The organism is Cryobacterium sp. MLB-32 (genome assembly GCF_000738085.1).
In the GTDB taxonomy this organism is placed as follows: Bacteria; Actinomycetota; Actinomycetes; order Actinomycetales; family Microbacteriaceae; genus Cryobacterium.
On record NZ_JPRS01000038.1, the window covers coordinates 1 to 20,128 of the forward strand.

General features: G+C 66.6%; 20 protein-coding genes. 3 read left to right on the forward strand and 17 right to left on the reverse strand.

Features of this window, described 5'->3' with window-relative positions; all coding sequences use genetic code 11:
* The 12 genes from rpmB to JF66_RS06145 all read right to left on the reverse strand — a co-directional run.
* A partial coding sequence (gene rpmB, locus JF66_RS06090; protein ID WP_035876300.1) for a 50S ribosomal protein L28 occupies positions 1–198 on the reverse strand: 198 nt, incomplete at its 3' end.
* A gap of 161 nt (positions 199–359) precedes the next feature.
* Positions 360–3,215 (reverse strand): EAL domain-containing protein, encoded by a 2,856-nt coding sequence (locus JF66_RS21590; protein WP_051973183.1) that lies wholly within the window; start codon positions 3,213–3,215, stop codon positions 360–362.
* Positions 3,216–3,390: 175 nt separating this feature from the next.
* Positions 3,391–3,795, reverse strand: coding sequence for a Fur family transcriptional regulator (locus tag JF66_RS06100; protein WP_035876289.1), 405 nt, complete (start codon positions 3,793–3,795; stop codon positions 3,391–3,393).
* Complete coding sequence (locus JF66_RS06105; RefSeq protein ID WP_035876290.1) at positions 3,792–4,598, reverse strand: metal ABC transporter permease; 807 nt, start codon at positions 4,596–4,598, stop codon at positions 3,792–3,794. Before JF66_RS06105 ends, JF66_RS06100 begins: the two co-directional genes overlap by 4 nt.
* Complete coding sequence (locus JF66_RS06110; RefSeq protein ID WP_231556316.1) at positions 4,598–5,497, reverse strand: metal ABC transporter permease; 900 nt, start codon at positions 5,495–5,497, stop codon at positions 4,598–4,600. The genes JF66_RS06105 and JF66_RS06110 overlap by 1 nt, the downstream gene beginning before the upstream one ends.
* Before the next feature lies 1 nt (position 5,498).
* The gene (locus JF66_RS06115) at positions 5,499–6,263 is read right to left on the reverse strand and encodes a metal ABC transporter ATP-binding protein (protein ID WP_035876291.1); all 765 of its coding nucleotides are present in this window, start codon (positions 6,261–6,263) and stop codon (positions 5,499–5,501) included.
* Positions 6,264–6,297: 34 nt separating this feature from the next.
* Positions 6,298–7,299, reverse strand: coding sequence for a metal ABC transporter substrate-binding protein (locus JF66_RS06120; protein WP_035876292.1), 1,002 nt, complete (start codon positions 7,297–7,299; stop codon positions 6,298–6,300).
* 68 nt (positions 7,300–7,367) lie between these two features.
* Positions 7,368–9,077, reverse strand: a complete 1,710-nt coding sequence (locus JF66_RS06125) for a hypothetical protein (RefSeq protein ID WP_035876293.1) — start codon at positions 9,075–9,077, stop codon at positions 7,368–7,370.
* Between the two features lie 103 nt (positions 9,078–9,180).
* Positions 9,181–10,548: a dihydrolipoamide acetyltransferase family protein gene (locus JF66_RS06130; protein ID WP_035876294.1), complete on the reverse strand. Its 1,368-nt coding sequence runs from the start codon at positions 10,546–10,548 to the stop codon at positions 9,181–9,183.
* A 70-nt stretch (positions 10,549–10,618) separates the two neighbouring features.
* On the reverse strand, positions 10,619–11,578 hold the full coding sequence (locus tag JF66_RS06135) for an alpha-ketoacid dehydrogenase subunit beta (RefSeq protein WP_035876303.1): 960 nt from the start codon (positions 11,576–11,578) through the stop codon (positions 10,619–10,621).
* A gap of 89 nt (positions 11,579–11,667) precedes the next feature.
* Positions 11,668–12,759 (reverse strand): thiamine pyrophosphate-dependent dehydrogenase E1 component subunit alpha, encoded by a 1,092-nt coding sequence (locus JF66_RS06140; RefSeq protein WP_051973188.1) that lies wholly within the window; start codon positions 12,757–12,759, stop codon positions 11,668–11,670.
* Between the two features lie 73 nt (positions 12,760–12,832).
* Positions 12,833–13,939, reverse strand: a complete 1,107-nt coding sequence (locus JF66_RS06145) for a histidinol-phosphate transaminase (RefSeq protein ID WP_081882185.1) — start codon at positions 13,937–13,939, stop codon at positions 12,833–12,835.
* Positions 13,940–14,025: 86 nt separating this feature from the next.
* Between JF66_RS06145 and JF66_RS06150 the strand changes: the two genes are divergently transcribed.
* On the forward strand, positions 14,026–14,418 hold the full coding sequence (locus JF66_RS06150; RefSeq protein WP_035876295.1) for a phage holin family protein: 393 nt from the start codon (positions 14,026–14,028) through the stop codon (positions 14,416–14,418).
* On the opposite strand, the gene JF66_RS06155 is transcribed toward JF66_RS06150, so the two are convergent.
* Together JF66_RS06155 and JF66_RS06160 are read right to left on the reverse strand one after the other, a co-directional pair.
* Positions 14,402–15,913: a hypothetical protein gene (locus JF66_RS06155; RefSeq protein ID WP_035876296.1), complete on the reverse strand. Its 1,512-nt coding sequence runs from the start codon at positions 15,911–15,913 to the stop codon at positions 14,402–14,404. The two genes, JF66_RS06150 and JF66_RS06155, sit on opposite strands and share 17 nt — an antisense overlap.
* Complete coding sequence (locus JF66_RS06160; protein WP_156109670.1) at positions 15,910–16,185, reverse strand: hypothetical protein; 276 nt, start codon at positions 16,183–16,185, stop codon at positions 15,910–15,912. Before JF66_RS06160 ends, JF66_RS06155 begins: the two co-directional genes overlap by 4 nt.
* 134 nt (positions 16,186–16,319) lie before the next feature.
* Here JF66_RS06160 and JF66_RS06165 point away from each other — a divergent pair, with 134 nt between their 5' ends.
* Positions 16,320–16,847 carry a low molecular weight protein-tyrosine-phosphatase gene (locus tag JF66_RS06165; protein WP_051973184.1) on the forward strand — a complete coding sequence of 176 codons (528 nt, stop codon included), beginning with the start codon at positions 16,320–16,322 and terminating at the stop codon, positions 16,845–16,847.
* Positions 16,844–18,226, forward strand: a complete 1,383-nt coding sequence (gene purB / locus JF66_RS06170; protein ID WP_035876298.1) for an adenylosuccinate lyase — start codon at positions 16,844–16,846, stop codon at positions 18,224–18,226. The genes JF66_RS06165 and purB overlap by 4 nt, the downstream gene beginning before the upstream one ends.
* Positions 18,227–18,322: 96 nt before the next feature.
* Here the strand turns inward: purB and JF66_RS06175 are convergent, their stop codons facing one another.
* The 3 genes from JF66_RS06175 to JF66_RS06185 form a co-directional block, all read right to left on the reverse strand.
* Positions 18,323–18,574, reverse strand: coding sequence for a hypothetical protein (locus JF66_RS06175; protein WP_035876299.1), 252 nt, complete (start codon positions 18,572–18,574; stop codon positions 18,323–18,325).
* Entirely contained in the window at positions 18,571–19,185 is a 615-nt protein-coding gene (locus JF66_RS06180; protein WP_051973185.1) for a hypothetical protein, read from the reverse strand. Before JF66_RS06180 ends, JF66_RS06175 begins: the two co-directional genes overlap by 4 nt.
* A gap of 148 nt (positions 19,186–19,333) precedes the next feature.
* A complete protein-coding gene (locus JF66_RS06185) occupies positions 19,334–19,840 on the reverse strand; it encodes a nucleoside deaminase (protein ID WP_156109671.1) in 507 nt (168 codons plus the stop codon).
* Positions 19,841–20,128 lie beyond the last annotated feature (288 nt).

A 20,128-nucleotide genomic window follows, 5' to 3' on the forward strand; every position in this document is an offset into this window, starting at 1 on the left:
GGACTCGATACCACGAGCATCAATAACCTTGATGCCCTTTGCGGACAGGGTCAGTGTGACCTTGCGACGAAGCGACGGCACGTAGTACGTCTTCTTCTGAACGTTCGGGTCGAAACGACGCTTGGTGCGTCGGTGCGAGTGCGAAATGTTGTGTCCGAAGCCGGGAACAGCTCCGGTCACCTGGCATACAGATGCCATGGTTACCTCCATTACCGAAGAGCGAATGCCCTTCCCAAGATCCCTTGTCGGCGGACTGTTCATAACTGAGCAGCACGCAATGCACGCGCAGAGGCGTAGCAGCCTTCAACGATACGGGTTTGCGGTCCTCGGCGCAAACCGATCAAACATCTGCGGCGCTCTTACGGCCGCAAGACGGCGTCGATGTGACCGGAGCACTGGAGGAGTGGCTCGAGCATCGGTTTCGGTCGTCCGAACAGGTAGCCCTGAACCAGTCCGCATCCACTGGCCCGAAGAACGTCGAGTTGCTCCATGGTTTCCACCCCCTCGGCGATCACTTCCACGTCGAGCCGCGCCGCGAGGGCGAGAATTCCCTGCACGAGAGAGGTGGATGCCTCGTCGGGAATATTCATGATGAAGCTGCGATCGATCTTGATCTGATCGACCGGCAGGATGCTGAGCCAGGTGAGAGTGGAATACCCGGTGCCGAAGTCATCGAGGGAGATTCGCACTCCCAGCCGGCGCAATCCGACCAGGCGCTCGACGATCCCGGGCAGGTCAAGGAGCGCTCTGCTCTCCACCACCTCCAGGAGCAGCCGTTCGGGAGCCAGAGCGTGCCGCTTGAGCGCTGCGCGAACCGTCGAAAAGAGCCTGTCGTCCAGGAGTGTTGCGGCATCCAGATTGACCGCCACGGTGAGGGGAGTCTCGCCCGGTTGCGGCCACCCGGCAGCGGCGGCGCACGCCGCCCCAACCACCCAGAGATCCAGATCGGCGATCATGCCTGTCTCCTCCGCGAGCGGCAGGAATGCGGCCGGAACCACCGTTCCGAGTCGCGGATGCTCCCACCTAATGAGCGCCTCCGCACCCACGACCCTGCCTCGGTCCGGGTCGGAAATGTCGACAACAGGCTGGAAGTACAGTCTCATCTCGCCCGACTCGAGCGCGGAGGACAGCTCGGAGACAAGGGAATCGTGCGAGTCACCGCTGGTCAGGCGCCCGGCGATGGCGACCTGATTGCGCCCCGTTCTCTTGGCCGAGTACATGGCACTGTCGGCCGCATCAAGGAGTCTTTCGCCATGGCCGTCCTGGCCCGCCTGCACCGACACTCCCACGCTCGCGGAGATGCGCAGGTCGCGTCCGTCCACTCGGAATGCCCGATTCAGGGATTCGACGATTCGGTTCGCCGTGTCGATGGCCGACTCTTCCCCCGGCACATCGTTGAGAACAACGGCGAATTCGTCGCCGCCCAGGCGACCAATCGTGTCCTTGACGCCGATGAGGGCTCGCAACCGGGCGGCGACCTGTCGCAGCAGTTCGTCACCCGCACGGTGGCCGAACCGATCGTTGACCCGCTTGAAGTCGTCGAGGTCGCAGAAGACGATGGCGGTCATGGTCTCGGCGCCACACGCGGCGAGGGCAGCATCGAGCTCGTCAGCGAACAACACCCGGTTGGGCAGGCCCGTGAGAGAGTCGTGCTGCGACTGATGTCGCACCGTGGCGAGCAACGTGGCCTTCTGCATGGCCGTGGCACACTGGTGGCTCGCGCCTTCGAGGCGGGCCACGGCCTCCCTCAGTGTCTCGGCCTCCACGGCGCTGCCCCAGCTGACGGTCGCCACGCCCATGAACGCGTCACCCGCGACGAGAGGAACCGCCACGACGCTGTGAGAACCGACCGCGTGGAGCAACCGGGACAGAGCCGGGCTCGCCCCCTCCGCGGTGAGCAGGAGCCATTCACGTCTGGTCAGCAAGCCCATCAGCTCGGGGGTCTGGTCCAGACGGATGGTCGCGTTCAGGTAGAGCTCACGTTCTGATGCACCCAGGCCTTCCGACGCGATCGGGCGCAGCTCACCCCGCTGGACATCCCAGATCAAGACGGATGCCGTGTGGGAACCCACGATGACGGGCAAGGCCGAGGCGACGATTCCGGCGACGGCCTCGACGCTGTCGCTGGTGGAGAGCTCGTGCGCCAGGCCGAGCAGCGCGGTCGTTCGCGCCTCCTCCCGTCGCGATTCTTCGAGGGCCACGAACAGGTCGAGGGCGGCCGCCGCGTGTCCCGCGTAGGCCTCCAGCAGCTGGCGATCGCCGTCCATGCCCGAATGTCCCTCGGCGAACACCGCCGCGAGGAACCCGTGCAGTTTGCGCGTGGATGCAATGTCGACAGCGAGCAGTCGCGGTCCCATGTCTTCGCGGCGCAGCATGCCTCCCGCCAGTTCGTCGGACCGTTCGTCACTGAGCCCGCGGTGGCGTACCAGCGGGGCCGCGTCACCGTCAGAGGGCAGAACGAGAATGTATCCGGGCGCGAGAACGGCCGAGGCCGCCCCATCGACGATGCGCGCCAGCACCTCGTCGACATGATCACTGCTCACCAGATCGGCGGCGGCGAACTGCACTTCACGTACCCTGTCTCGGAGAACAGAGAGGGAGTCTTCGACGAAGCGCTTCCTCCGGCGCCACGACCACCAGTGCGGGCGCACCGACCACTTGAGCACATACTCACAGGCGTCGTGACCGTCCGACTGGCACGTCGGGTGGTCAACGCGCGCCGGCGCGAGTCCGAACACGACCGGAACGGCCGAGAACAGGCCCTGGGCGTATTCGCAGTCGAGTCGGGACGGGACGTGGCCCTCGTGTAGTCGGTAACGCACCGTCGCCGTGGTCTTGCCCACCTGGATGTCATCGATTGTCGACGTCGTGGTGAATTTCGGGACCATCCGAGGCAACTGGCGATAGATCGCGCTCGGCGAAGCCAGCATGCTGAGCAGTTGCACCAGCACCGGGTGAATATCGCCGGTCACCGCGTCCGCACCAACGGCGAACATGGTGTTCGGATCGTCGAGAACGATCGTCGCGGCCTCGAACAAGCGGATTCGAGTGGCGTAACTCACCCACGACGAGGCCTCCTGGAGCGTCGCTGCGTCTTGTGTCACTCCGGCTCGCTGGAGCACCTCCCGCACCGCCGGATCCCCGCCGTGCAGCCGCACATGTCGCAGGAGCAGGCTGATCGTCGTGCTGGCCGTCTCGCGCGGCTCCGTTTCCATCGCTCCCCCACCCACCATCACTTCACCTGACTCGCGCTGCTCTGCGCACTGGGTTTGGACGTGTGGGCTGCACCGCTACGAATGGTTATCTCCCGCTCACGGTCACGGGCTTGTCGGAGGGAGACTCCCCCCAGACTAGTGGCAGGACCCCGTGACTCGTCGCGGCGGGCGGAGTTCAGAGGGCGGATGCTGCTGCGGCGGCCGTGCAGCGCTCGCACAGTCCAAAGACATCCACGACGTGGGCCGCCTGGGTGAAGCCGTGCTCGGTCGCGACGTTGTGCGCCCACGTCTCAACGGCATCCGCTTCGATTTCCACGGTGAGGCCGCAGTTGCGGCAGATCAGGTGATGGTGATGATCGTTTGTGCTGCAGGCGCGGTACAGGCTCTCGCCGTCCGGTGATTGCAGGGAGTCGGCGCTGCCGTCCGTGGCCAGATCGGCAAGGGCGCGGTAGACGGTGGCGAGGCCGATGGGTGAGCCGGTCGCGTGCAGAGTCGCATGCAGCCCCTGCGCGCTGACGAATCCCTCACTGGCATCGAGTGCGCCGCGCACGGCCTCGCGCTGCCAGGTATTCCGCTTCATGCCTTTAACCGTAGCCATATCTGCCCGCCTCGGCGCACCCCCAAGGCGAGCATGAAGAATCCGGCGGCGGTGAGGGCAATCGCCGGACCGGCGGCGACGTCCAGCCAGCGGGAGAGGAACACGCCGATGACGCCCGAGGCAGCGCCCAGCACCGGCGCAATCAGAAAGATGTGCGTGGTTGTTCGTGACACCAGGCGCGCTGCGGCCGCCGGCGCCGCGATCAGCGCAATGGCGAGAATGGCCCCGACGGCGGGCATCGCGGTGACGACCGTCGCCGTGATGAGCACGAGCGTGAGCACCTCGATCGTGCTCTCCCGGTAGCCGGCCGCACGGTAGCCGTTCGCGTCGAAGGTCGAGAACATGATCTGCTTACCGAAAACACCGATCACGGCGACCACGACCACGAAGACACCCACTGCGAGCATCAGGTCGCTGGTCGTCACGGTGAGGATGGATCCCACGAGGAAAGAATCAACATGCACCGGCATCGATGGGTTGAGCGACTGGAGCAGCACGCCGAGGGCGAAACCAGCCGTCAGCAGAATGCCCGAGGCCACCTGGCTGCCTTGCCGGCGCACCCGACCGATCACGGTCATCAGCCCGACGATCACGACGCTCGCCACGAAAGCACCGAGCGGAATGCTCAGCCCCAGAAGCGTCGCACCCACGGCACCGGGGAACGTCGCGTGGGTGAGAGCCTGCGCGAAGAAGGTGCGCTTACGCAGCACCACGAGCGTGCCGACGAGCCCGCTGAGGGCACCGATGACGATGGCGGCGAGGAGCGCCTGTTCGAAATAGCCCATCAGCGGCCTGCCCGCCTGATCGACAGCCGGGCGGACGACAAGCGACCGGGCCGGAATCGATCGCGGGCGAGGCGGGCCAGCAGCGCAAGGGCATAACCGGCCACCAGCAGTAACACCACGGTGGCTCCGCTCGGCAGATCGATACCGGCATTGACGGATGCCTCATACCCGAGGGCGAGGCCGAACCAGGCAGCGAGCATGGCAAAGCCCGCCGCGATCGGGAACAGCCACCAGAGGCTGGTGGTGACGAGTCGAGCCATCGCCCCGGGAACAATCAGCACGGCGAGGACAAGAAGGTTGCCCACGGCGTTGCTCGCGGCGACGACAACCAGGGCGATCGCGACGTTGAGCACGATGTCCAGGGCGAGCGGACGGTGCCCCGCAGCGGCGCTGCCGGAGTGGTCGAAGGCGCGAAAGACCTGTTGTTTCAGGGTAAGACCCACGAGCACCAGCGCGACGCCGCAGATCACGACCGCCTGCACGACCTCGGTCGCGCTCACGGTGAGCAGCCGGCCGAAGAGCAGCTGCTCGAGCTGACCGACGTAGTTGGTCTGCCGCGAGACCACGATCACCCCCACGCTGAACATCGCCGTGAAGACAATGGCAATGGCGGCGTCGGAGCTCACGGCCCGCCGCACGATGAGCGTAAGAACGACGGCGGCAATCAGGGCCGCCAGCATTGCGCCCAGGAACAGGCCGTCACGGCCACCCCAGACGAAGCCCACGGCAATGCCGGGGAATACCGCGTGGGTGAGGCCGTCACTGATGAACTCGAGCCCGCGCAGGTTCACGAGCACACCCACGAGCCCCGCAACGAGGCTCAGCACCAGGAGAATCGTCAGTGCCCTGCTCATGAAAGGCAGGGCGAACGCGTCGAACAGCGGGCCGGTTAGATCCACTTCAGTGACCGCCGTGGCCCGGCAACACGACCGTGTGCTCGTCCATCTCCACACCCACGTCGTGAAAGGCTCGCTGCACGTTCGCGAGGGTGAGCACCTCGTCGCGTGGACCGAAGGCCACCTGGGTTCCGTTGAGCAGCAACACCGATTCGCATACCGCGCGGGCCAGTTCAAGGTCGTGCGTTGACACGAGCACCGCCACGCCGTCCCTCTTGAGGCGACGGACGGTGTCAATCAGGGCCTCGCGGTTCTGCTGGTCGAGTCCATTGAACGGCTCATCGAGCAGCAGCAGTCGAGGGCCGGATGCGATGGCGCGAGCGAGCAGGCCGCGCTGCTGCTGGCCGCCGGAGAGTTCGCCGAAGCGGGTCTTCGCGCGATGCTCAAGGCCCACAGCCTCGAGGGCGTCCGCCACGGACTGCCTGTCCTTCTTGCCGGGCAGGCGGATCCAGCCGAGCGAGCGGTAGCGGCCCATCATGACGACCTGGGCGAGGGTGATAGGAAACTGGGGGTCGAGCTGGTCGGTCTGCGGCACGTACCCGACAGAACCGGCCGGGGCGGGCGATTCGCCGAGAACCTCGACCGTGCCACTGACGCGCTCGATCAGACCGAGGATTCCCTTGAGCAGGGTGGACTTTCCGGAGCCGTTGGGACCGATGAGGGCGACGGCCTCGCCCGGCAACACCTGGAAGTCGATGTCGGTCAAGGCCGGGGCGTGGTCGTACGCAAAAGACGCTCCCGCCACGCGGAGGGCAGCGGGAGCAGTCATTGATTCTTGAGAAGAGTTCTCGTTCACGGGTTAACTATTGCAGGTCAGCGGGCAGCGCGGTGGGCGTCACGCCCCACGACTCGAGGATCAGGGTGGAGTTGTGAATTTGCGCGGCGAGGTACGTGTCGCCCGCACTGCCCGCGGGACCGAGGGAATCGACATAGAGCGCATCATCGCCGGAGTAGACGGTCACGCCGGCTTCGGCCGCGATGGTGTCGGCCGTCTTGGGGCTGAGCGAGGCCTCGGAGAACACGGCCTTCACGCCGGTGTCCTTGATATTCGCCACGAGCGTGTCAATGGCGGCGGCGCTGGGCTCCGCATTGTCGTCAAAGCTCGGGATGACGGCACCGACGTAGGTGATGCCGTAGGCGGCCGTGTAGTAGCCCAGCGCGTCGTGGTTGCTCACGAGCAGCCGCTCCGCGGCGGGCACGGTGTCGACGTTGGCTCGAATCCAGGTGTCGAGGTCGGCGAGTTTCGCGGAGTACACGGCGGCGTTGGCTTCGAACGCCGTCGCGTGGTCGGGTCCGGCCGCGACCAGGCCCTCCTCGATGGAGTGCACGATGGTCTCGGCGTTGTGTGCGTCGGTCCAGATGTGCGGATCACCCGCGGCATGGGTGGCGTGCTCTTCTGTCGTCTCGTCGGCGTGATCGGTACCGACCTCACTGCCGAGAACCGTGACGTCGTGGCTCGCATCGACGGTGACGCCGTCGAAGCCGGAGGCGTCAATCGCGTCGGTAAGCCACTCTTCGAGGCCGACACCGTTGATGATCAGAACGTCGGCCGAGCCGAGGGCGGTCAGATCCGCGACCGACGGGTCGTAGCTGTGCGCGCTCTGGTTGGGCTGAATGAGCTGGGTCAGGCTGACGCCCGCCGTTTCGCCGACGACATTCCGAGTGAAGTCGGCAACCTGGGTGGTGGTCGCCACGATCCTGAGGTCGCTGCTCGACGTGCCGGCGGCCGGCGATGACGCACACCCCGACAGCGCGACGGCCGCCACGGCAAGGAGGGCGGGGACGGCCAAATATCTCGTGTGCATGATTCGACGTTAGCCCTGTTGATAATGATTGTCAAAACCATTATCGATAGCGCGGGGGGCGATATCCGTTATTGATAGGTGATCAGGTCAGGGGTCGGGGACACCCCGGTCATCGTCTGGTCGGGAGTCAGCATCGGGTGGTCTTCGTCGATGAAGTTCTTCCAACCCCACGCGACCCCCGCTGGTGCGTCACGATGAAGTGTGGACCAGGTTGCCTGCTTGTCGGGCTGGCCCCCGAGGCCGTCGACATGCAGGAGCACCGCCAGTTCGGGATGACTCGTGTCGAGGCCCTCCCGGTTGTGAATCATGCTCGAGCGAAATTGGTGCAGTACGAGCAGCTTCTGCGGCAGCGCGTGTTCGTTCGTGAGCGCGGCGAGCCAGCTCACCACGGAGTTGATCTCCGCGATGTCTGCCGATCCGATCTGCGCGAGGTGGCGCTGGTCAGGTCCCAGCCGCCACTCCGGGTCGAGGGCGAGTCCCACATAGGGCAGTTCGAGCAGGCTCGCGTACTGCTGCGCCTGGGTGAGAAAGTCGGTGCGTCCCGGCTGCAGATCCAGCACCACGTAGAGACCCGCCGCGCCCGCGGCCTCCACCCAGCCACGGAGCTGCTCCGCCGGAATCTCGTTCGAGTAGTTGCCGTCAGGCCCGGCACCGGCCGAGGCCACGGTGGCGATGATCTCATGCATCGGCACCACGGGTCGGTCACTGAGCGGCTGGTAGGCAGCGGCCATCTGTTGAGCGCGCACGATCGCCTCCCCCACGGGCTGCTCCCCCAGCACGCCGAGTGCCGGGGTGCCGGGGGTTCCATAGAGCGCGACGAAACGCCGGTCAGGGAAGAGCCGCTGTCCTCCGCCCGGCAACTGCACGCCCGTGGCGGACGCCCGCACCGTGTACTCCAGGCCCGATTCCGCGGCGAACGGCAGCCCGAGCGCAATCACGGCCGTCGGAGCCACGGCCGCGAGACTGGCGACAACGTCGGGGGAAGCCTGGGGGTTGGGCTCGAGGCTGGGAACAAGGGCGACCGCAACGGATGCCGCGCGCGCCGTGGCGACGCCGGCCAACTGGGCCGGATCGTCGGTCGCGAGCACGAATCCACCCGACAGTGGGTTCGCCCGCGTCACCCGGGGAAGCGCAGGCACCTTCCCGGGCGTGGGCGAGGAGGTGGACAACGAGGTCGAAAACGACGGGAGGGTGAGCAGCACGGGCCTGCGTGGGTCCATCGCGGCCAGCGCTGCCAGGGCCTCGGGCGCGGACGCCACGTTCACCACTCCGAGGGAATCCGGCAGGAGGGCGTTCACCGCGGTCGGCGTGGCCGGCACGGTGAGCAGCGTTCGGGCATCCACCTGCTTCTCCGTTCGGTCGGTCGGCGCGGGCGAACTGGTCGATGTCACGGTGCGGCCCCCACCACCCACGCTCACCACGTACGCGGCATGCAAACGGGTGAGTTCGGCGCTCACGGCCGCGGTCGTCGCGGCTCCAAAGGACGGCGTGAGCAACAGGGGAACGCCCAGATCCACGGCGGCAGACGCGGCGAGCAGCTGGGCCCGATCGTTGCCCACCGGTGCCGTGAACACCAGGTCTGCCCGTCTATACAGCGCGGCACTCACGACGAGGGCATTGATCACAGGGTCCGCATCAGCGGCGACGGTGAGGAACTCTGGCGAGAGCGCCGTGACGACACGCAGCGGGGGCCGCGCGACGGCGGGTTCGGCGGCCACGCACCCGCTGAGCAGTAGCAGGCCCACCGCGAGGGCGGCGGCCCTCATCAGCAGCTTCATCGCACCCCTTACCGGTTCACTGAGATGTTTTCAGTTTACGGACGCCCGCGTCGCCGCGACACGTGTGCGGCCCGGCGCGGCGGCTTTCCGGCCTGCGGTGCGGCTACTCGAGGAGCAGCGCCGGCTCCTCGATGATGCTCGCGACGTCAGCGAGGAAGCGGCTGGCCACGTCCCCATCGACGACCCGGTGGTCGAAGCTCGCACCGATCGTGGTGACGAAGCGTGCGCGCACCTCGCCGTCGACGACCCACGGCTTCTGCTTGATCGTTCCGAGGGCCACGATACCGGCCTCGCCGGAGTTGAGAATGGGCGTGCCGGTATCCATGCCGAACACGCCGATGTTCGTGATCGTGATCGTGCCGTTGGCCATCTGCGCCGGCGAGGTCTTGCCGTCGCGAGCGGTGATGGTGAGCGACTCGAGCGCCGACGCGAGCTCGAGCAGGCTCATGTCCTGGGCTTCCTTGATGTTGGGCACGATGAGTCCGCGCGGCGTGGCCGCGGCGATGCCGAGGTTCACATAGTGCCGCACGATGATCTCTTCGTCGGTGAAGGTGGAGTTCACGGTGGGGTTGCGACGCACGGCCCAGATCATGGCCTTGGCCATGATGAGCAGCGGCGACACCCGCACGCCGGCGAAGTCGGTCGACGCCTTGAGCCGTTTGACGAACTCCATGGTACGAGTGGCATCCACGTCGACGAACAGGCTCACGTGCGGCGCGGTGAACGCACTCTTCACCATGGCCTGCGCGATCGCCTTGCGCACGCCCTTCACCGGGATGTGCTCGTCACGGTCGGCGGGCCATTCGGGCGTCTGGATGTTGCGGAACACGCTCGCCTGAGTGGCGCCGCGCAGCACGTCTTCGCGGGTGACGTCACCGATCGGGCCGGTGCCTTCGAGCTGCGTGAGATCGACGCCGAGGTCTTTCGCAAGCTTACGAATGGGTGGCTTGGCAATGACCGGGCCGGCGGAGGCCGCCGGCGAGGGCTGCGCAAGCGGCGCGGCCGTCGACGGTGCGGCCTGGGGCATCATCGAGGCGTGCGCCACCGCGACGCCGCTGTGCCGCTGGCGGCGCGTCGGCATGGTCGCCGGCGCCGCACGGCCCACGAGCACCTTGTCCGCCTCGTCCGTGATGGTGGAACCGGCATCGGCTGCGGCATCGGCCAGCTCGCCGGCCGAGCCGCCGCGCGAGGCATCGGGAACAACCGGCGCGGCGGCATCCGTGTCGTCGGCGTGCGAGTGGATGGTGATGATCACCGTGCCCACATCGACCGTGGTGCCCGCCGTCACGAGAATCTCGCCGACCACGCCCACGTACGGCGAGGGCAGCTCGACGAGGGACTTGGCGGTCTCGATCTCCACGAGCACCTGGTTGATCGCGATGGTGTCGCCGGGGGCGACCTTCCACTCCACGATCTCGGCCTCGGTGAGGCCCTCGCCGACATCGGGAAGGGTGAACTTCGACACGCTCATGAGGTGCCTTTCTTGCTGGTGGTGCGGGGCATTAGCGGGTGGAGACGGGCGTCGTCCGTGCGCGAGAGAGTCAGTACGCGAGAGAACGGTCGACCGCCTCAAGCACGCGGTCAGGACTCGGCAGGAAGTGGGTCTCGACCGATGCCGGCGGGAACGGGGTGTCGAAACCGGACACTCGCAGCACGGGTGCCTCAAGGGAGTAGAACGCCCGCTCGGCGACCGTCGCGGCGATCTCGCTGCCGACGCTCACGAAACCGTGGGCTTCCTGGGCGACGACGAGACGGCCTGTCTTGTGCACCGACTCCAGAATGGGCGTGTAGTCGATCGGCGACAGGGAACGCAGGTCGATGACCTCCATGCTGATGCCCTCGGCCGCGGCGAGGTCGGCGGCCTGCAGGAGCACGCTCACCATGGCGCCGTGACCCGTGACGGTCACGTCGGTGCCGATGCGCACCACCTTGCTCGCGTGCAACGGGATGCCGCTCTCGGCCAGCTGCACCTCGCCCTTGGGCCAGTATCGGCTCTTGGGCTCGAAGAAGATCACCGGGTCATTCGATGCGATGGCTTCCTGCATCATCCAGTAGGCGTCGTGCGGGTTCGAGGGACTCACGACGCGCAATCCCGGGGTATGCGCGAAGTAAGCCTCCGGGCTTTCCTGGTGGTGTTCGACCGAGCCGATGTGTCCGCCGTACGGGATGCGGATCACGACGGGCATGATCACGCCGCCCTCGTGACGGTTGCGCATGCGGGCGAGCTGTGACGTGATCTGGTCGAAGCCCGGGAAGACGAAGCCGTCGAACTGGATCTCACATACGGGTCGGAACCCGCGCATCGCGAGGCCGATGGCCGTGCCGATGATGCCGGACTCGGCGAGGGGCGTATCGAGCACGCGCTTGTCGCCGAATTCCGCGATCAGTCCTTCGGTCACGCGGAAGACGCCGCCGAGCGGGCCGATGTCCTCGCCCATCAGCAGAACCTTGGGGTCATCAAGCATGGCCCGGCGCATGCCGGCGTTGAGGGCCTTCGTCATGGGGAGCGTGACGGATGTTGCGGCCGGCGTGACGTGGTCGGTGTCGGTGGCCGCGACATCCGTCGCCGGGCGTGTGGTGATGTCGGTCATCAGAGCGACCCTCCCTCGAAGGATGCTTCGTAGCGTTCGAGCCAGGCTTTTTGCTCGGCGACGAGTGCGTGCGGTTCGGCGTATACGTTGTCGAAGATCACCGATCGCTCGGGTCCGGTGATGGCCAGGGCGCGGGCGCGGGTGTCGGCGGCGAAATCGGCGGCCTCTTCGTCAACCGCGTCGAGGAACTCCTGCTCCACGCCGAGACCCTGCAGGTAGGCGCGGAAGCGCACGATCGGGTCGCGGGCAACCCAGTAGGCGAGCTCGTCGGGGTCGCGGTACTTGGTGGGGTCGTCGGCGGTGGTGTGCGCGCCGATGCGGTACGTGAGGGCCTCGATCAGCGAGGGGCCTCTGCCGGCGCGGGCATCCTCCATCGACTTGCGGGTCACGGCGTAGCTGGCGAGCACGTCGTTGCCGTCGATCTGGGTGCCGGGCATGCCAAAGCCTCCGGCGCGCAGGTAGAGGGGCGTGCGCGACTGCCGCGCCACGGGCACGGAGATGGCCCACTGGTTGTTCTGCAGGAAGAAGACCTGCGGGGTCTGGTAGCTCGCGGCGAAGACGAGCGCCTCGTTGGCATCGCCCTGCGAGGAGGCGCCGTCGCCGTAGTACACGATCACGGCCTGGTCGGTCTCCGGGCTGCCTGTGGCGGTGGAGCCGTCCAGCTGCATCCCCATCGCATAGCCCGTCGCGTGCAGGGTCTGCGAGGCCAGCACGAGGGTGTAGAGGTGGAAGTTGCCGTGCTCTTCGGGCTTCCAGCCGCCGAGCGTGACTCCCCGCAGCATCCGCAGAATGTCGACCATGTCGAGGCCGCGGATCATGCCGACGACGTGCTCGCGATAAGACGGGAAAACGTGGTCCTGAGGGCGCGTGGCGTAGGCGGAGCCCACCTGTGCGGCCTCCTGGCCGTGGCTCGGCACCCAGAGGGCGAGCTGGCCCTGACGCTGCAGGTTGGCGGCTTCCCGGTCGAACTTCCGCACCACGACCATGTCGCGATAGAAGCGACGGTAGTCGTCTTCGGTGAGGGCCTCGAGGTAGGGCAGAAACTCTGCGGCCGAATCGCTCGGCTGAAAGAGGCCCTCCGGCGAGAGCATCTGCACGCTCGGCGTCTGCACCGGTGAGGCGGGAGCCGCCGGAACGTGGGGGGCATTCTGTGCTGTCACAGGGCTAATCCTTTCGCCGGGCGGCGTGTTCGACCGGTAACGACTCGATAATGTCTGCGGTGATGCGAATCAGGTGGGTCATGGCTTCGGCTTCGCCAACGGACACGCGGATGCCTTCGGGCGCGAACGGGCGCCCGATCAGGCCTGCGGCGGCGAGGGTGTCAGCCACCTGGGTCGTCTCTGCGCCCGTGGGCAGCCAGAGGAAGTTCGCCTGCGACGCGGGGAGGTTCCACCCCTGGTCGGTGAGGGCCTGCCAGGTCGCGTCGCGGCGCTCGGCGAGAACCTGCACGCGTCGGAGCAGTTCGGGCTCGGCATCGAGGGAGGCGATCGCGGCCACGCTCGCCTGGCCGGTCACCGACAACGGGATGGCCGTGGAGCGAGCGGCGTTCAGGATGTCGACCGGTCCGAGCGCATATCCCACGCGAAGTCCGGCCAGGCCGTAGGCCTTGGAGAACGTGCGCAGCACGACAAGGTTCGGATAGCGCTGCAGCAGGGGGTAACCGCTGACGGCCTCGGAGTCGGTGACGAACTCCGCGTAGGCCTCATCGAGGATCACCAGCAGGTTGCGGGGCGCCGCCGCCATGAAGGCGTGGAATTCGGCGGCGGTGACGATCGAGCCCGTGGGGTTGTTCGGCGAGCAGATGATCACCACGCGGGTGGCATCGGTGATCGCCGCGGCCATCTCGGGCAGGTCGTGACCGAAATCATCGCGGTTCGGCACACGCACGCTGGTGGCGCCGGCGACGGTGACGAGCCCCGGGTAGGCCTCGAAGGAGCGCCAGGAGTAAATCACCTCGTCGCCGGGGCCGGCCGCGGCGAGAATGAGCTGCGCGAGCAGGGCAACCGAGCCGCTGCCCACGTGCACCTGGTCACTGTCGACACCGTACTTGGCGGCGAGCCGTTCTCGCAGGGCCAGGGCCGAGGCATCCGGGTAGCGGTTGAAGGCCGTTTCGGCCTGAACCGCCTCGACGACCCCGGGCAGGGGATCGAACGGATTCTCGTTGCTCGAGAGTTTGAACGCGTCGGTCTGAGCCGGTTTTCCCTGCTTATATGCCGGCAGGGCAACGATCTCAGGGCGCAGTCGGACTGAGGGCTGGTCAGATAGGCTCACCCCGCGAGTCTACGCCGCCGCATATTCGCGCGGCGGTATGCCTTTCCGGCCGTTCATGCCCCCCGAATGGGTGTAATCATTGATACATGGCACGTTTTCTGATCACGCTCCTCGTCAACGCGGCTGCCCTCTGGGTTGCCGCCAGCATCGTGTCGGGCGTGCACATGGTTGCCTACGCCGCCGACACCGGCGCGGTCGTGGTGACTTACCTTCTGGTGGCGCTGATCTTCGGGCTCGTGAACACCGTCGTCGGCTCCGTCGTACGGGTCCTGGCGTTCCCGTTGTACATCCTCACCCTCGGACTCTTCTCCCTGATCGTCAATGGCGCGCTGCTGATGCTCGTCGCCTGGGTCTCCGGCTTTCTGGGCTTCGGCCTCGTGATCGCCGGCTTCTGGGAGGGAGTGCTCGGCGCGCTCGTGCTCGGAATCACCGCGTGGCTGCTGGGGCTCCTCGTGCGCCCGGTCACCCCTCGCCGGTAGACCCGGCCCGTTCGGGCTGCAGGCGCTCTCCCGTCCAGTCGGCCCCGGATCCGGCATCCGTTCCGAGAATGTGCGAGATCTGCGACCGAAGTTCAGCCAGCCGCGGATCAGGTGATCCGTCCATCGAGCGGGCTGTCGCGGCGTACTCCGACATGGTGTGCGCCGGCAGGGCGGTGTCGGTGGGAATGGCGCGTGCGTGGAAGGCCTCCTGCCGCACGACGGTTCGATGGGCCGTATCCACCCCGGATCCCGCCAGTGCGGCGGCCCCGGCCAGCCCACCAAGGGCCGGCACGACATCATCCGTGTGCTCGACCGTGACCGCGGTCACGCCGGCCGGCACGGGGACCGATGATTCGGGGGCTCCGAAGGTGAGGACCAGAACGGTCGTGAAACCGCCATCCGCGGCCACCGTCTGCGCCACGAGCCCACCCTGCGAGTGGCCGGCGATCACGACCGGGTCGGTCGGCGAGATGCCCGCGTCATGCATGGCCTGCGTCACCGCCTCGGTCGAGCCGGCGTTCCGCTGCGCCATGGCCGCAACATTGGAGGTGAGGTCCCAGGGCTCGGTGGATGATCGAGGGTTCCACTCGACGGTGCCGGCCACGTAGACGGCCCACGAGGGGTGCTCGGAATCTCCGTAGCGTTCGATGCGCACCTGCGGGCGGTCTTTCTCGGCCTTCGGAATCCGCTCAGCCAGTTCCGCGAATCCGCCCGGAGGGTGGACAGAGGCTGAGGGGCCCTGCCGAGTCACGCTGACCGGCGTGTCCTGCAACAGGCCGAAGGGCTGCCCGAGAGCCCGTACTCCGTTGGCCGCGCTCCGCACGCCGAGGATACCGAGACCCCCCTCACCCAGCAGCGCACTGACGGGTAACGGCACACCGGCGAAACCTGTTCCCACGTCGTCGAGGGAAGACAGCACCACCCGCACGGCCGTCACAAAGATACTGTTCGTCAGCAGCCGGGAGTCAATGTGCACGGAGCTGTCGCCGGCTGCCGGGGTCAGGCACGCGCGCGTTCCGGCGGGGCCGGCTGCCATCACGCGGATGGCCGCCCCCGCGGCGAGCAAGACGGCCAGCTCCATGGCAGGCACGATCACGAACGGGGCGATCAAGCGCAGCTCGTTGCCGAGCAGCCAACCGCTGATTTCCCCCGCGATGCGCTCAAAGGCGCTGCTAGCGCGCTCGGCCTGGCCGTAGGCCTCCGCTGCCGCCGCGAGCTTGTCCGCAAGATCGCGACTGCCGATCTCAATGCCCTCGACCGAGAGGGCGGCGTTGAGCAGGCTCACGCCCGCGTCGCTCGGCCGCCACGCCGGCGCCCCCGTCGTCTCCAGTGAACGGATGCGGTCGATCCGCTCCCGCCATCCCGCGGCGTCCGCCTGGACTCCCCGCATGAGCCCCATGTTCGCCAGCACGACATCGGTCGCCACCATCGTGGTTCCCCCGCCGGAAATGATGAGCTCGCCCTCGCCGGCGGAAAAGGGCTGCGGCCGGGTCACATGCCCACCGTCACCCGATCGATGGAAGAGTTCACGGTGGCCTCGGCGGCCTCGAGCTCGCGCACAACCATCTGCAGCTCCCGACAGAGGTCGTGCACGCGATCCGCGTAGGCTCGCTGGGCGTGAGACCGCCACGAACCCTCGACGTGAGCCGCGACCAGGCGACACCACGCCGCCTGCACGTCGTCCCGAAGGGGGCCGAGGAGCGCACGTTGATCGCGCAGGGCCCCCAGCTGATCAACCGGCGGGGGGCCGAAAATGTTGTCGGTCACGGGCTGCATCCTGCCTCCTCTCGGTCCCGAGTGTGCCACCGGGCACCCCCCGTTCGGCCAGCAATTGCCGTATCAGTGGCATCAATCGCGGTCGATCACATGTGGAGGACAAGAAAGTGCCCCACAATGTAAATATGAGTTTTGCGCCGCTCAGCCCGGACGAGTCGACGCCCTTTCGAATCATTTTCGTGTGTACGGGAAACATCTGCCGCTCGCCCATGGCCGAGCTGGTACTGCGAGATTTGATCACCCGTTCAGGCCTCGGCAGACTTGTCACAACGAGCTCCGCGGGGACGGGCGACTGGCACGTGGGCGAACAGGCCGACGCGCGCGCCATTTCGGCCCTGGCCGCACGCGGCTACGACGGCAGCCACCACCGAGCTCGACAGTTCGACCCCGCCTGGTTCCCCGAACTCGATCTCGTGGTGGTGCTCGACCGCACTCAGGACCGCATCCTGCGCAACTGGGCGACAACCGACAGAGACCGCGACAAGGTACGGCTGCTCCTCAGTTTCGACCCGCAGCAAGCCCCCCTCAGCGACGTGCCGGACCCCTACTATTCCGACGATGCGCTCTTTGCCTCCGTATTAGGCATGATTGAGAGAGCAAACCAGGCGCTGTTCACGCAACTTGCGCCGGCAATACGACAGGGAGACCGATGAGTCCACTACCTCCGCAGGTTCTAAGTCCACTCGATGGCCGTTACCGCGCCGCCGTTACCGAGCTGGGTGAGTACCTGTCGGAAGCGGGGCTCAACCGCGCCCGCGTGCAGGTCGAGGTGGAATGGCTGATCACGCTCACCGACCGCAGCCTCTTCGGCTCCGCCCCGCTCGACGCCGCCCAGAAGGCGTCGCTTCGCGCGCTGGTCACGACGTTCGGCCAGGCCGAAATCGATGAGCTCGCCGTGCTCGAAGCCACCACCCGCCACGACGTCAAGGCCGTGGAATACCTCGTGCGCCGCCGCCTCAGCACGCTCGGCCTCGACCACATCAGCGAACTCACCCACTTCGCCGCGACCAGCGAAGACATCAACAATCTGTCCTACGCGCTCACCGTGAGCCAGGCCGTGCACGCAGTGTGGCTGCCCAAGTACCGTCTCGTGATTGAGGCGCTCCGCACCCGTGCGCTCGAGTTCCGCACCGATGCGATGCTCGCCCGCACCCACGGCCAGCCGGCCACACCCACCACCATGGGCAAGGAACTCGCCGTCTTCGTCTACCGCCTCGAGCGCATCCTGAAGCAGGTCGAGGCGAACGAGTACCTCGGCAAGTTCAGCGGCGCCACCGGCACCTTCGCTGCGCACGTTGCCGCCGAGCCTTCGGTCGACTGGCCCGCTGTCTCGCGTGAATTCGTGGAGGGCCTCGGCCTCGGTTGGAACCCGCTCACCACGCAGATCGAGTCGCACGACTGGCAGGCAGAACTGTACTCGAAGATCTCCCACGCCAACCGCGTGCTGCACAACCTCGCGACGGATGTCTGGACCTACATCTCAATCGGTTACTTCCGCCAGATCCCCCAGGTAGGAGCGACCGGTTCGTCAACCATGCCGCACAAGATCAACCCGATCCGGTTCGAGAACGCCGAGGCCAACCTCGAACTGTCAAGCGCGATCCTCGACTCCCTCGCGGCCACTCTTGTCACGTCCCGCCTGCAGCGGGACCTCACGGATTCCACGACCCAGCGCAACATCGGCGTCGGATTCGGTCACTCCCTGCTCGCCCTCGATAATCTCCTGCGCGGTATGGGTGAGATCGACATCGACCGCGGGCAGCTCGCGAGCGACCTCGACTCGAACTGGGAAATTCTCGGCGAAGCGATCCAGACCGTGATTCGCGCGGAAGTGTCGGCGGGACGCTCGAGTATCGCCGACCCGTATGCGCTCCTGAAGGAGCTCACGCGCGGCAAGCGGATCAACCGTGACGACCTCGTGACGTTCGTCTCGGCGCTCGAAATCGGCGATGCTGCCAAGGCTCGTCTGCTGGAGCTCACGCCGAGCACGTACGTTGGCCTAGCGGATCCGCTCGTGGACTACCTGGGCTGAGCCCCGTCACCAGCGCTACAAAGGAAAGCGGGCTGCGCGTCGGATCCGGTCGGATCGACGCACAGCCCGCTTTCGCGTGACCGGACAGCAGGACCGCTAGTGGCCGTTCTGCTCCTCGATGTCGGTCTCTTCCGCGGCGTTCGGCTTCATTCCGAGCACGAGCATGGCGATGACGATCAGGGCGATGATGAACGTGATGCCCAGGGCGATCAGCGACAGCACAACCTCGCGGGTGGTCAGCAGGATTGTGAGTCCCACAAACAGCGCCATCACCCCGGAAATACCGAGGAGTTCGGCGGGCTTCAGTCGATCGGACCTACTGGGCTGGTGCGGTGTGTTCTGGGTCACTGGGAGTCCGAATCGTTGGCGACGGGGGCGACGGACACCGGAGCATCCGTTTTCGCCCATTTGAGAGAAAGCCCCGCGATCACGAGGTACATGCAGAGCACGACGAGGTAGGCACCGAGCAGGCCCACCGACACGACGGCGTTCGGCGGCAACAGCAGGAAGAGCAGCGCAAGCGCGGCGGTCAGCGCACCCGCGACCATCCAGTCCTTCGCCACGAGCAGGCGCCCGCGTACACGTGAGCCGCTGTACAGCTCGAGGAAGCCGGTTACCGCGGCCCAGACGCTCACGAGGTAGAGGAAGAAGCCGAGCCCGCCGGCGTGGAAGGCGAGCGCGAGCCCACCGGCCAGGATGCCGACGATGCCCTGAACAAGAAAGAGGCGACGCGCACGGCCATCCACAAGGGTCAGCCAGCTCAGCACGGCCAGCAGAATGCCCGACGCGAGTGCGAAGGCACCGAACGTCATAAGGCCGAGTACCGCCGAGTGGTCTCGGTTGAAGGTGATCACCGCCGCTGGAACCACGGCGATCGCAGCACGGGCTAAAGGTACGGTCCAGTAGAGGTCCCCCCGGTACCGCCCATCGTTGGCGGATGCTGCCTGCGCGTTGGCCACGCCTGACCTCTTTCACTTCATGTCACTTCGGGGTTACAACGCCCCTAGTCTACGCGGCGGCAGCACTCCCCTTCCTGAGTTCAGAGGGCCTTCACTGCCACGAGCACGGTGTAGCCGACCGGGACCGACCGCCCAATCGACCGCGCGTTCAGTCCCAGAAACCCTGATGGGCGCGCGCCGCCTCGGCTTCAAGAAACGGTCCGAGAACGCGAATGTCTCGCTGGCCGCGCGCGAAAACCTCCCGACAGGGCAGGGACAGGGTGGGGTTCTCAGGATTATCCCCGGTCAGATGCAACAACGCCAGCTCGGACAACGCGTAGACCACGCGGCCGATCCCGGTCCAGTAAATGGCGCCGGCGCACATGACGCACGGTTCTGCGCTCGAGTACAGGGTCGCGTGCGCGAGCTCATCCGCGGTCGCGTGGAGTGACGCTTCGGCGGCCGCCTGCAGCTCGGCGTGCTGCGTCGGGTTGCCGCCCGGAGGCATCGAATTGTTCTGCCCTACAGAGAGGACGACCTGATCGCGACCGATCACGAGGGCGGCAAACGGATGCCGTCCTTTATTCCGCGCGTCGTGCGCAAGGGCGATGCACCGATGCAGGTGCTCGAGGTCTGCTGGCGTCGGGAGAGAGTCATCCGCCCTGGACACGATCATTCCCTGCTCTGCTCCGTCGACTCAAGGCCCGTGGTTCGGCGGAACACGTCGCCCGTCGTGACGCCGGTCACGAGAAATGTAGTCATCACGTGCATTTCCGAACCCCCAGGTGAATGTGACCAGCCGTGACACTGACACTAGAGCGTCTGTCGTGTGTTCGTTCGTTGGCTACGTCGCGAGCGGGCCGGTCACCGCCAGGCTGGACGACTAATCTTTATGGATGCCGTTAGGCTCGCATCAGATTCAAGTACTGCGTGTCACGGGGGAGACCAGAGTGAGGAAAATCAT